Origin of the sequence: Runella zeae DSM 19591, from assembly GCF_000423565.1 — a bacterium.
Taxonomy (GTDB): Bacteria; Bacteroidota; Bacteroidia; order Cytophagales; family Spirosomataceae; genus Runella; species Runella zeae.
Window position 1 is genome coordinate 107,975 of the sequence record NZ_KE384045.1, and the last position, 13,693, is coordinate 121,667.

Below are 13,693 nucleotides of genomic sequence, written 5' to 3' on the forward strand. Positions count from 1 at the left end.
AACTTAAACCTCTTTAATATGAGATACATAGTTTTGTTTATCAGTTTTTTAGGCATTAGCCTCAGTACCTTAGCCCAACCCACCGACAAGGAAATGCCCAAAGGTTTTGGTCAGGTCAGAACGGGTATTGCTATGGGTAAATTGGATACCATAAAATACGAATCCAAAACGGTAGGCGTGACGCGTAAAGCGCTCATTTATACCCCGCCAAATTTTAACAAAAAGACCAAATATCCCGTCTTGTACCTGCTGCACGGCATTGGCGGAGACGAAAAAGAATGGCTCAAAGGCGGCAATCCGCAGGTGATTCTGGACAACCTGTACGCCGATGGTAAACTCGCGCCCATGATTGTGGTCATGCCCAATGGCCGCGCTATGAAAGACGACCGCGCCGTAGGTAATATCATGGCGCGAGATAAAGTCGAAGCCTTCGCGACTTTTGAAAAAGACCTGCTCAACGACCTGATTCCGTTTGTCGAAAAGAAATATCCTGTGCTCACCGACCGCGAAAACCGCGCTATTGCGGGCTTGTCGATGGGGGGCGGGCAATCGCTGAACTTTGGGTTGGGTAATCTGGACAAATTTGCCTGGGTGGGTGGGTTTTCTTCAGCTCCCAACACCAAAATCCCGCAGGAACTCGTGCCAAATCCAGAAGATGCCAAACAAAAACTGAAACTACTCTGGATTTCGTGCGGTGATGCCGACGGGCTGATTACGTTCAGCAAACGTACCCACGATTATTTATACCAAAATAGCGTGCCGCACATCTACTACCTCGAAGCGGGCGGTCATGATTTTAAGGTATGGAAAAACGGGTTGTTTATGTTTTCGCAGTTCCTGTTCAAACCAGTCGATACGGCGTCGTTTCCTTCGTATTCGGTACTGGGAACGCCTGCGTCCACCAACATTCGCAATGGTAAATACCCACAGATTCTGCCCGATAACCGCGTCGTTTTTCGCGTCAAAGCCCCTCAGGCGCAGAAGGTTCAGGTAGATTTGGGTAAAAAATACGACATGGTAAAAGATACGGCGGGCTTCTGGAACGTAACGACCGACGTCATTAGCCGTGGTTTTCATTATTACTCGCTCATCATTGACGGTGTGGCTCTGGCCGACCCTGCCAGCGAAACTTTTTACGGGATGGGACGCATGGCGAGTGGTATCGAAATTCCGTACGAAGGCAGTGGTTTTTATACCCTAAAAGACGTCCCTCACGGCGACATTCGGATTAAAAAATACTTTTCGAAAGCAACCAATTCATGGCGTGAAATGTACGTGTACGCGCCTCCGGGCTATGACAAATCGACGGACAAGTTTCCCGTTTTGTACCTCCTCCACGGCGGTGGGGAAGACCAGCGTGGCTGGGCTACACAGGGTCGCACGGACATCATTCTGGATAACCTGATTGCCGAAAACAAGGCAAAACCCATGCTTATTGTCATGGTCGATGGTAACTTTTACGGCAATGGCGGCGGCGTAGCAGGCTTTGGGATGCAGCAGTTAAACCAGTTTGAGAACGAGCTCAAAAACGCCGTCATCCCGTTTGTCGAAGCCAATTTCCGCACTTTGACCGATGCCAAAAACCGTGCTCTGGCAGGACTTTCAATGGGCGGTTTGCAAACCCTTCACGCAGGTGTCCGCAACTCCGACCTGTTTAACTATCTCGGAGTGTTCAGCTCGGGCTGGTGGGCCAACAACACCAAACTTTCGGACCCTCAGTACGAATTCATGCAAACCAACAAAGACAAAATCAACACCCAAATCAAACAATTCTGGATTTCGCAGGGCGGCAAAGAAGACATTGCCCACGCCAATTGCCAGATTATGATGAAGAAGTTTGATGACATGGGTATCAAGTACCAGTACAGCGAATACGCAGGCGGGCATACGTGGCCCGTGTGGCGGCATGATCTGTTCGGATTTTCTCAGTTGCTTTTTAAGTAAAATATGGTTTAAAGAATTTAGAGTAGAAGTTCCCTTCGGCTTCGCGCAGCAAACAATTTTCGGTTGTTGGTATCTGTGCGAAGTCGAAGCCAGATAGGCTAAATATTTCAAGAGTTAAATTATTTAGCCCAAAATCATAAATAGTGAAAGAGTTTTCAAAACATAATTAGAAGCGAAGATTGGATTGTTTTTAAAGAACCCCAACGATGAAAAGAATACAAAAATTATTATTTCCATTTTTGTCATTGAGCATTTTGCTCAGTGGACAAACACTTATATACCAAGCCACAGCCCAACCCCCTGGTCAGCAAAGAGCACCTCTGCCACCAATACCCATAAAAGGCGACACCACACATACATTAACAAGGCACTTTAAATTGGCTACCAACACTAAAATAGCTCCCTATACCAATGGTTTTATTCATAGGTGGTGGGTGTTAGAACCAATCAAGAAAGACATAGCAAGAAATAATATCTTCACAGACAATTACTTACGCAGTGAGTTTAAAAGCAATAATTTTTCGGAAAATTATTTAATGATACCAAAGACTGGTGAAATGGCAAAGGTTGAAAATCAGGCTCTCAACTGGTATGCGCTGGATAGTAAAACCTTTAATTTTAATTTGTTCAATTTTTCCTATGACATCAATAAACCGAAGTACGGATTACTTTTTTGGTTGATTACCGTCATTGAATGTTCAGAAGAAATACAAAATGTAAGAATGACTGCTGGATGTAATTCGGGAGGAATGTTTTGGCTCAATGGTCAAGAAGTACTCATGCTTTCGGGTGACAGAGATATGATAGTTGACAATGTGGCTTCACCCTTATTAACCCTAAAAAAGGGGAAAAATATTATTCGAGGAGCAGTAATTAATGGCCCAGGTATGGCCAATTTTTGCCTTCGTTTTATTGACGAAAGGGGCAAACCTGTCAAAAATATCAGTATCAGCAAAGATTAAAATCTAATCCAAATTTTAACAAAGAAATGAAATGTAAACTAATTGCTTTTTTATCAGTAATACTTGCAAATACTGTATTAGCCCAAGTGGGCAAACCTTTCATCCATGACCCTTCAACCATTGTAGAATGTGAAGGAAAATTCTACACCTTTGGAACAGGTGGCGGAGGGTTAATATCAGAAGATGGGTGGACGTGGTTTGGAGGCGGTGTTAGGCCAGGTGGGGGGGCTGCTCCTGATGCCATCAAAATTGGCAATCGCTATCTGGTGGTCTATGGGGCAACTGGCGGTAGTCCTTCGCACAAAGGTATTATATATACGATGTGGAATAAGACACTTGATCCCAAATCGCCCGACTTTAAGTATTCTGAACCCATCATAGTGGCTACTTCTGATGGTTATGAAGAAAACGATGCCATAGACCCTGGTATAATGTTAGACCCTACAACAGGCCGCCTCTGGTTAGCCTACGGTACTTATTATGGATTCACTCGAATTATAGAACTTGATCCAAAAACAGGAAAACTCAAAGAGGGAAATAAACCTGTAGATGTAGCCATAGTTTGTGAGGCTGCTGATTTGATATATCGAGATGGTTGGTATTATTTGCTTGCTACCCACGGGAGTTGTTGCGATGGTGCAAACTCAACGTATAATGTAGTAGTGGGCCGTTCTAAAAAAGTAACTGGGCCTTACTTTGATAATGTAGGTAGAAGCATGATGGAAGGTGGTGGCAAAATGGTGGTGGCTACACGTGGGCGACTCATAGGCCCTGGGCATTTTGGACGAATAATTCTTGAAAAAGGTGTTGAAAAAATGTCAATTCATTATGAGGCAGATTTAGATCAGGGCGGTCGCAGTGTATTGGGTATCCTTCCCATTGTCTGGAAAGATGGCTGGCCCGTAGCTGGTGAAAAGTTTAAAGAGGGAACTTTTGAAATAGAATCGGTTAGAAGAGGATATGGTTTAGAACTCGCCGTAGATTTTAGTAGAATGGCTGTTGCCCAGCGAGGCTTTAACCAAACCAATACCGAGCCTATTAAACCAGTACCTGCTCAGGAATTAGCTGATGTAATCAAAAATTGGCCAACAGGTAACATTAATGTACGCATAGGTGATTACATGCATCGCCCTCACCAACAATGGACCATTACCGATGCGCCTGACTCTACTGGTTATTTAGGGGGGCCATATTACAAAATTGTATTAGCAGGTACCGAACGAGCATTATCCGCAACGGCAGATGCTCAGGTAATAACTGTCCCTACCTTTACAGGGAGTCCAGAACAATTATGGCGAATAGACCAGCTAACTGATGGTACCTACAGAATAATGCCCAAGGTAGTGCCAAATTCGAGCAAAAAATTGGCATTGGTATCATCAGGAGATAGCACACCGATGCTTGCCGAATTTGACTTTGATAGTGATAATTCTAAATGGAATTTTAGGGCGCATTAATTGTACTTTATAGTGCTGATAAGCAAATTTATAACCGTTTTTTTAATAAATGTTTCACTCAACCCCCCAATTAATCCAATGAAAACCTTATTCTTTTCTCTGATTCTGTCGATTGCTAGCTTCGTCGCGATGGCACAAAACCCACTTGACGGCAACTGGAAAGGCAGCCGCGAAACGCCCAACGGCACGTTTGAAGTAAACTATACCTTCAAAGTAGAAGGCGACAAGTTAACAGGAACGTGGAAAACACAATTTGGCGAGGCCAAAATTGAAGAAGGCAAAGTAGAGGGCAAAAAAATCTCCTATTCCATTTCGTTCAACGACCGTAAAATGAGCTACACTGGCGAACTGGTTTCTGAAAAAGAACTGGTTGTAAAAAGCGAACGTGGCGAGATGAAGCTTGCCAAGCAGTAAAGAAAGGGTACCATTTAATTACCTGTTTTTCCGTGATTAAATGGTACCTCTTTATTCATAACTAACCTAATAATCCAATGATTTTTAAGAAAAATAGGAGGGCTGTAAGTACGGCCATTTTGATAATGGGAGCTATCTCTGGGTTTTCCCAATCTATTCCGTCCTTGAAAGATGCTTTTAAAAATGATTTTGGCATCGGGACAGCACTGAACAATAGCCAAATTGAGGAGCGCGACCCTGCCCTGACGCAATTCATTGTAAGTCAGTTTAACATGGCCACCCCCGAAAACGTCATGAAATCGGCCCTGATTCATCCCAAATGGGATACTTATGATTTTGTAGTGCCCGACAAATTGGTGGAATTTGGTAAGAAATATAACATCAAAATCAACGGCCACACCCTGATTTGGCACAGTCAGTTACCGTCGTTCATTCGGGGTATTCACAGCAAAGACTCTATTCAAACGTTTTTTAATGACCATATCAAAACCGTGGCAAGTCGCTACAAAGACAATATCTTTTCGTGGGATGTGGTCAATGAAGCATTAAATGAAGATGGTACTTTGCGCAAAACGGTTTTCCTTGATTATTTGGGCGAAGGATACATCGCCGAAGCCTTCCGTCTTACGCAGCAAGCCGCTCCTAATGTCGAATTGTATTACAATGATTACAACAACGAACAACCCGCCAAACGCGCGGGCTGCATCAATCTCATCAAGAAAATACAGGCTTCGGGTGCCCGTATCGACGGTGTGGGTATTCAGGGTCACTGGCATGTGGGTAAGGTGCCGTTTAAGGACATCGAAGAAAGTATTTTGCAGTATGCGGCGCTGGGCCTAAAAGTGATGTTTACCGAGCTTGATATTGAAGTGCTGCCGCGCAATTTTCAAGGTGCCGACGTCAATCAACGAATGGCGAGTAATCCTGCCATGAATCCTTATACAGCGGGCTTGCCTGATGACGTTCAACAGCAATTAGCGGCTGATTATGAAGCACTTTTTAAGTTATTTCTCAAACACAAAGACAAAGTAACCCGTGTGACATTTTGGGGAGTAAACGATGGAAACAGCTGGCTGAATGGCTGGCCTGTACGCGGCCGTACTAATTACCCGCTGCTCTTTGACCGTAACAATCAACCCAAACCCGCTTTTTATAAAGTGATTGGATTGAAAAAATAGGAGGAGACTTTGTGATTTTATTGATATTTTATTGGATTAATAAACAAATAAATTACTTTTGGAGTGAGCGTACGGCGCTCCTCTTTTTTAGTACAAAATGTGTCTTTTTGACACAAAGCTTTTGGAATGATTTTGTCAAACTAACTTATTGATTCAGTGAAAAAAAGATTGTTATCAGCGATGCTCGTTTGTGGAGCCTTGGCGGTGTCGGCTCAGACAAAAGTTACGTTAAATACTGATTTGGCTAAAACTCAAATCAGTAAGCATATCTATGGGCACTTTGCGGAGCATTTGGGAAAATGTATTTATGGAGGGATGTACGTGGGCGAAGGAAATACCAAGATACCCAATACCGCAGGTGTACGTAATGATGTAATTCAGGCACTTAGAGACCTGAAAGTTCCCAATTTACGCTGGCCCGGAGGCTGTTTTGCAGATGCCTATCAATGGAAAGATGGTATTGGTCCCAAGGCTAACCGCCCCAAAATGGTCAATATATGGTGGGGAGGCGTGACAGAAGATAATAGTTTTGGTACGCATGATTTTTTGGATATGTGCGAGCGGATAGGAGCAGAGCCTTACCTAGCAGGCAATGTAGGTAGTGGTACTGTGAAAGATTTGGCCGATTGGGTGACATATGTCAATCACCCTGCGGGTAGTCCTATGTCAGAATTGAGGAAAAAAAATGGCCGCGAAATGCCTTGGAATGTGAAATTGTGGGGTGTTGGCAATGAAGCTTGGGGCTGCGGAGGCAATATGACTGCTGAATACTACTCAAATATTTACCGTCAGTATGCTACGTTTATGTCGGACCATAAAGATGCCAAACTTTACAAAATAGCTTCGGGTGCGAGCGACGGCCAATATGACTGGACCGAAACATTGATGAAAAACATCCCTCACCACATGATGCAGGGAGTGGCATTGCACCATTATTCGGTGTTGAGTTGGGGAGATAAGGGCCCTTCGGTAAGTTTTAGCGAAGCTCAATATTTCAAGACCATGGATGAAGCTTGGAAAATGGATGAGTTTATCAAAGGGCATAGTACAATCATGGATAAATATGACCCCGCCAAAAAAGTAGCTTTGATTGTAGATGAGTGGGGTGGTTGGTACAATGTGGAAGAAGGAACCAATCCAGGGTTTTTGTATCAGCAAAATACCATGCGCGATGCCATGATAGCGGGTCTTACACTCAATATTTTCAACAATCATGCAGATAGAGTGAAAGGTGCCAATCTTGCCCAGATTGTGAATGTATTACAGGCGGTGATTTTGACCAATGAAGAAAAAATGCTGCTGACTCCTACGTATCATGTCATGAAAATGTACAACGTACACCAAGACGCAAAGTTGATTCCGATTGACATTGAAGCGCCTTCTTATGAGTTTAATGGCAAAAAACTAACCGCAGTGTCAGTGTCGGCCTCCAAAGACGCCCAAAATGCGGTCAATATTTCGTTAACCAATATTGATTATTCCAAAGCGCACGAGGTGACTATCAACTTACGAGGCGAAGACTTTTCAAAAGTATCGGGGCAAATTTTGGCTTCTTCCAAAATCAGCGACCACAATACATTTGACCAACCCAACAAAGTAAGTATCAAAGATTTTTCGGGCGCAAAACTCGAAAAAGGTGTGCTAAAACTGACTCTACCAGCCTATTCGGTGGTGGTATTGAAAGTGATAAAATGAGAAGAATAGGGCGCAATGTGCTTAATTAGAAGCATTTGATAAATATATCATGACTAAAAAGGCTGTGTATAGGTTGCACAGCCTTTTTAGCGTTATGAAATACAACAAACAAACCCATCAGGTAGTTTGCAATGACTTTGTTTTTGAGGGATGATTTTGCTTTTTGGAGGAAACCGAAACCCCAATAAAACAAACAAATAGACCTATCATGAGCCATACCATGTCGGTTGCAAATACGTAGTATTGTTTTTGAGAAAAGGAAACCCATACCCAATCTCCCGTCGTCAGGCCGTTGGTCAGGGGGATGCCCAACGAAAGTATGCCTCCTGTCAATAAATAAAAGCGAGTCATTTTACTTTCTGACTGACTTATGAGGCCCATTCCGAAAAGCGCCAGCCAAACGCCGAAGAAAGTAGTATTGACCCAAAAAACGTGTGTGGGACTTTGAGGAATGATGAGTTCGGCCATGAAAAGAACCGAAGTAGCCGGAAATAAGCTCAGACAAATAGCTAGATAAATCAAAGTTACCCTGTGATGAAAGCGCTGCTGTTGAAGGGTATAATTTTTATTCTTTCGTGCTTCTTTCCAAAGCAATACTCCACTAATAATGACAAAGCACGTTAGAAGTGCCATTAAGAAATAAATAACTTTGACCAATAGACCCCCAAAAGTAGCAAAATGTAGTTGGCCTATACCTCCAATTACTTGCTGTACATAATTTTTATTTTTGCCCGGAATCATCTCGTACAATTGTTTTCCGCTTGCGAGTCGGTACCCAACCGCACCATAAAGATCAAACTGATTGGGGGATTTGTGTTTAAAGTAAATATTAAGGGTGCCGTCGGCTTTTTGAAGATTTTTAAAACTAATATACCATACTGATAAGTCTGGGTAGGTCTCTTTGGCTTTTGTATATAGTTCCAACACGGCTTGAGTATTATCTCTCATGGGAGATTTTTCGGCATATTTAACATCAAGACCTGGTTGTACCAAGGCATATACTTTTTGGGTATCGCCATTATAAAATACCATTACGGCAGGTAAGAGAATCAGAATCAGGAGCATATAAAACGCTCCCGTGACGGCATACATCATTTGAAAAGGTAAACCTAGCAATCCCAAAACCGTATGCGAGTTAGTCCATATTTGTTTTAGGCTGTTTTTGAAGGATATTCCCCAAAATTTAGTCAATATATTGCGCCAATGAATAAGCAATCCAGTAAGGCTTGCAAACAAAAAAAACAAAGACACAAACCCGGCAATGTATCTTCCAAGCAAAGGGATTTGGTCCAAAAAATGAAGCCGATAAAGGGTCTCGCCTATAGTACTTATTTCTCCTTCTTGAACCTCAAAATTGGAGGGATGAATACGTGCTTCAAAATGCTGTTCGGCTTCTCCTTTTTTGTGTTGTAGGTGTCCAAATACGTTGACATGAGGAGCCTCTGACGAAGGCATTGTCAATCTCAAATCGTCGTTCCAGTCTATATTAGGAATCTTGTTGCCGAGTATTTCTAATGTTTTCTCAAGATTGATGTTTTCGGGGGCTTTTATCCGTGCCTTTGGATTTTCCCACTGATAAAACTCATCTCTAAAAAGAGTAAAAGCTCCCGCAAAAAAAATAATGTATAGCGCTACGCTAATTACTATTCCAGAGACTGTATGGGTATGAAATAGGATGTTGTAGGCACGCGTGCCTAGACCTTTAAGCTTCATATTATTTGGTAAGATAAGTTAGGAGAAGAAATAAAAGTGTAAGCCCCAGATATAGCCCCCATATTTTCCATCCATTGTGAGCTAAAAAGGTGATAATCATCACGATTCCCCACATCAAGAACAAACTGAAGGTGGAAGTAAGCATAATGATTTCTTTATAACCCGTGACCGAGGCAAGCATCAAATGAAAACTCGCTGAGACGAAATAGCCTCCCAAAATAGCCGCGGATACTTTCAATGCTTTTTGAGAGGAGGATGATAAGTACTCTTTTTTAGCGGGCATATCAAAATAGAGAGATGATGAAACAAACGTGAAATAATATAATAAGGACAGTTGAGATACGCCTCGGCAAATGAGCGACCAAGGGTACAATACTACAAGCGAAGGGAAGCATGACTGCTGAGATAAGGAGTCCGTTGGTAGCTCCCCATTGCCTATAATTTAATCCTACTACTATTACTAAAATAGCGCCACTCACCCAAGTAGGGAAAGCAGGAAAAGACGAACGTAGGTGAGTAGTAGAATATTTTGACTTAGTATAGTACAATAAAATACCAATAAAAGATAGATATAAAGCCGTCATGATAAAATTTTTTACAAATATTAATTTTATTTAGACAAAGTCCAAATAAATAAATAATTTTGACGCCAAATCAAAAAAGGTGCCATTATAGCCTAAAATGCCTTCTATATGAAATACTGTTTATTGTTTTGGATATGTCCTTTGCTAGTGATAGCACAACGTGCTACTCTAAAAGGAATAGTACAAAGTAGCCATGCAGAGCCTTTGCCTTTTGTGACGGTAACTTTGAAAAATACAAAATTTGTAACTACTTCAGATCAACAGGGAAATTATCAAATGAAGGATATTCCGTATGGTGAGTATGAAGTTGAGTTCAGTTTTGTAGGCTTTCAAAGTCAAACCAAAATGATTTCTATTAAGCAGCCAAACCTTACCGAAAACGCCAAATTGGTGGAGACGATTCATGAATTAAGTGAAGTAGTGGTAGCCGCTGAAAAACAATCCAGCCTCCAACAGCAAAAAGCCATTTCTATTAAAAGTATTGATATAAAGGAGGTCATCACTCAAAATAACCTCTTGACAGACGTGGCAGATCGAGTCTCAGGAGTGAGAATAAGGCGCTCTAGCAGCTTGGGCGAAAAGTCTGACATCTCTATCAATGGCATGAGAGGGAATGCCATAAGAGTATATATCGATGGGTTACCTATGGAGTTTTTGTATCCCAATTTTGATATATCCACCCTGCCCCTTAGCAATATCAAACGGGTGGATGTTTTTAAAGGCGTATTACCCGTGGATGTGGGGACTGATGCAATGGGAGGTGCTATCAACATCATCACTGAACAGAAAGCACATTCGCACCTACGTGCATCGTATAGTGTGGGGTCGTTTAATACACATTTGGCCGATGTAGAAGTCGGACTCGCCAATAAAAACAACTTCTTTTTCAATGCCAACGCGAGCTATAACTATTCGGATAATAGCTATACGATGAAGGCATTGGTTTTTGAAAAAAACCGTGTCGAAACCGTACGAAGATTTCATGATGCGTATGGAATGTGGTTTGGGGGATTGAGTTTTGGGGTGCATAGCAAAAAATGGGCTGATGAGGTTCGCTTTACTGCCAACTATTCTACCGGTTTTAAAGAACTACAAAATGGTGCTCGAATCACAACGACCGCAATCGGTGAAGCCAACTATACCGCAGAGAATTATTCTGCTTCTCTTAAATACAATAAATCTTTTTTGAAGGAGCGATTACAGCTTAGCAATATCACAAGTTATAGTTTTCAAACCCTTGATTACGTAGATACTACTGCCAATGAGTATAGTTGGAGTGGAAAAATCGTCGGTCGGTCTATTCCAGGAGAGTACGTCAGTAAGTCATATAACACTACTAATTATGACAACTGGATAAATCGTACCACGCTTACGTTTGCATTGACGCCCAAACACAAAATCCTTTTTTCTAATCTCTATGCCAGCCAACGGCTCACTGGCAAAAATTATTTGCTCGAAGAAAACGAGCGGGATTATCTGGAGATTCCCCAATACATGACCAAAAATATCGCAGGCTTACAATATGAGGCGATGGTAGGGCAAAATATAACATTTTCGGGCGCGCTCAAAAGATTTGACTATGTGGTGAATGGCGCAGAAAACAATACTTTTTTATTGGTAAAAAAACAGGATAGTTTTTCGAGTTGGAATGTGGGAATAAAGTACAATCTGTCCGACAATCTTTTTGTAAGAACATCCTATGAGCGCGGTTTTTTGATACCCTTGTTCCAGCAATTTGTGGGAAATGGTGCCGATATCGTTCGGAATACCGAATTGCGGCCTGAAAGTAGCGACAACTTAAATTTTGGAATTAGCTATGCCAATGCCCGTCTATCTAACGACCTCATACTAACCACAAATATCAATGGTTTTTGGCGCGAGCAGTATGATATTATTTTCTTAGGCAGTAGTATCACGAAGCGTTATGATAATGCGGATCAGGTAAATACCCTTGGAGTAGAAGGTGACTTGATTTTGAATTATAAAAAAGCATGGACTTGGAAAAGCAATCTTACGGCACTTCGCAAGCGATTTTCAAGCCTGAAAGATCCCCGTAATGCGTTTTTAGAAGGTACTACCTTTCCAAACAATCCCACTTTCTTTGGAAATATGGAGCTTGAGTGGCAGAAATCGAGCCTTTTTCGGAATACTGACCGCTTTAGGGCTTATGTTTTTTATCAATATGTAGCTCCCTTCAATCATATTTTAATTGGACAGGACGACACTTATCAAAATTCTCCCGATTCGTTTGTCCCTACCCAGCATAGGGTAGATGTGGGTGCTTCTTACAAATTTGCCAAGCAATCTCTTACCGCTGCTTTTAATGTAAACAATGTCTTCAATGCCCAGTTGTTCGACAATTTTTTGGTGCCAAGGGCGGGTATCAATTACAATCTAAAACTAATTTTTGAAATCAATAAATTCTAGCAATGAAAAAAAACATACTATTAAGTCTGGTGACAGTATCAATGTTATTGGCTTCTTGTGATAAAAAAGACATTGACAAAGACGAAGAATCACTTTATAAAGAGAGCGGCTACGTAGTAGCTTCGGTCAATGAATCAACTGGCGGCTATACTTACTATGCTGGTTTTTTTGAGACATTACCAGCAAATACTGTGGTAGATATGACGACAAAATCTACCTATAATTATTTCTATACTCGAACGACGTGGAAAAACTTCATGTTTGGTAGTAATCTTAAAGGCGAAAAAACGCTTACAAAAATAGCCGTAGGTAAGGATGGCAAGTTGACTGAAGTTGCCAGTATCCCATTGTTAGATTGGCTCAACAATGTTCAAATTATCAATGACAATTTAGGTATCTACACCATATGGGGAAGCGATGGAAAGGTGGTCCTCTTCAATCCGACGACGATGGAAAATTTAGGAGATATTGATATGTCAAAAGGTAAAAAATTCGCGGCCAATGAGCGTAATTATTACAGCACGATCATTTATCGTCCTCAGGATAATCGATTGTTTTTGACTCTGCTAACCGACAACAGCAAGACTTCTCAGTATTATGACGCTACCGATGTGTATGTGGAAGTGGTCAATATGACTACCAAACAGTGGGAAAAAACAATCTCTTTCCCAAATGCTACTTATCCCATAACACGCGGGAATGAGCATCCTATGATTGACGAAAATGGGAATATCTATATTTTTACCCAAGGCTCGTATGGATTGGATGGGCAGATGGGGCCACGGGCTGCAAAATACTCACGTCCTCAGATTCTTAAAATTCCAGCCAATAGTACCGACTTCGACCCTTCTTACAGTTTTAATCCCGTAGATGTAATTGGTCAGCAAAACTTGTTGGTGCAGCTTATGCTTGGCGCTATCTATGATGCTAATGGTATTGCTTATTCTTGCGTTTCTGCGCAGTCTGAATCTGCTCGTATTTTAGAATTGGTGACTAAATACGCTCAGGGAAAGATTACCGAAACAGAATTTTTGGAGTTGAGAAATTCTATTTTTTATTCTCCTAATCAGCGTTGGGTAAAACTTGATTTGAATGCTAAAACCGTCACTCCTATCACTGATATTCCGCTTACAGCGGGGTTTGGCTACCCTAATGCTTACAAATACGACGGTAAGTTCTATTTCCAATACAATACTCCAGATGACAAAACAACGGGCTATTATGAATATACACCCTCTACAGGCAAAGCAACTAAAGCCGTGAGTATTACGAATGGAGGTATTGCATCTGATTTTATTAAACTAAGTAAATAAATATAC

At 41.6% G+C, this 13,693-nt stretch carries 11 protein-coding genes; 8 read left to right on the top strand and 3 right to left on the bottom strand.

The annotated features are described in order from the left end of the window. Positions 1–18: 18 nt before the first annotated feature. The 6 genes from G563_RS0131170 (at position 19) to G563_RS0131195 (ending at position 7,650) form a co-directional block, all read left to right on the top strand. Positions 19–1,944: an alpha/beta hydrolase-fold protein gene (locus tag G563_RS0131170; RefSeq protein WP_028668786.1), complete on the top strand. Its 1,926-nt coding sequence runs from the start codon at positions 19–21 to the stop codon at positions 1,942–1,944. 206 nt (positions 1,945–2,150) lie between these two features. Then, complete coding sequence (locus G563_RS0131175; RefSeq protein ID WP_028668787.1) at positions 2,151–2,906, top strand: hypothetical protein; 756 nt, start codon at positions 2,151–2,153, stop codon at positions 2,904–2,906. Positions 2,907–2,932: 26 nt separating this feature from the next. Next, complete coding sequence (locus G563_RS0131180; RefSeq protein WP_028668788.1) at positions 2,933–4,363, top strand: family 43 glycosylhydrolase; 1,431 nt, start codon at positions 2,933–2,935, stop codon at positions 4,361–4,363. A gap of 78 nt (positions 4,364–4,441) precedes the next feature. Continuing rightward, positions 4,442–4,777 (top strand): hypothetical protein, encoded by a 336-nt coding sequence (locus tag G563_RS0131185; protein WP_028668789.1) that lies wholly within the window; start codon positions 4,442–4,444, stop codon positions 4,775–4,777. Between the two features lie 77 nt (positions 4,778–4,854). Next, positions 4,855–5,955: an endo-1,4-beta-xylanase gene (locus tag G563_RS0131190; protein ID WP_028668790.1), complete on the top strand. Its 1,101-nt coding sequence runs from the start codon at positions 4,855–4,857 to the stop codon at positions 5,953–5,955. A 180-nt stretch (positions 5,956–6,135) separates the two neighbouring features. Beyond that, positions 6,136–7,650: an alpha-N-arabinofuranosidase gene (locus G563_RS0131195; RefSeq protein ID WP_157585758.1), complete on the top strand. Its 1,515-nt coding sequence runs from the start codon at positions 6,136–6,138 to the stop codon at positions 7,648–7,650. 117 nt (positions 7,651–7,767) lie between these two features. Here G563_RS0131195 and G563_RS0131200 read toward each other — a convergent pair whose 3' ends face one another. Genes G563_RS0131200 through G563_RS38305 form a run of 3 tightly spaced genes read right to left on the bottom strand, consistent with a single transcriptional unit; the run spans position 7,768 to position 9,947 of the window. After that, positions 7,768–9,363, bottom strand: coding sequence for a PepSY-associated TM helix domain-containing protein (locus tag G563_RS0131200; RefSeq protein ID WP_028668792.1), 1,596 nt, complete (start codon positions 9,361–9,363; stop codon positions 7,768–7,770). A gap of 1 nt (position 9,364) precedes the next feature. After that, positions 9,365–9,646 carry a hypothetical protein gene (locus tag G563_RS0131205; RefSeq protein ID WP_028668793.1) on the bottom strand — a complete coding sequence of 94 codons (282 nt, stop codon included), beginning with the start codon at positions 9,644–9,646 and terminating at the stop codon, positions 9,365–9,367. Between the two features lies 1 nt (position 9,647). Beyond that, positions 9,648–9,947 (bottom strand): hypothetical protein, encoded by a 300-nt coding sequence (locus G563_RS38305; protein WP_157585748.1) that lies wholly within the window; start codon positions 9,945–9,947, stop codon positions 9,648–9,650. A 108-nt stretch (positions 9,948–10,055) separates the two neighbouring features. Between G563_RS38305 and G563_RS0131210 the strand changes: the two genes are divergently transcribed. Then, entirely contained in the window at positions 10,056–12,374 is a 2,319-nt protein-coding gene (locus G563_RS0131210) for a TonB-dependent receptor (RefSeq protein ID WP_037328688.1), read from the top strand. A gap of 2 nt (positions 12,375–12,376) precedes the next feature. Then, positions 12,377–13,687, top strand: a complete 1,311-nt coding sequence (locus G563_RS0131215) for a DUF4374 domain-containing protein (RefSeq protein ID WP_028668795.1) — start codon at positions 12,377–12,379, stop codon at positions 13,685–13,687. The last annotated feature ends 6 nt before the right edge of the window (positions 13,688–13,693 follow it).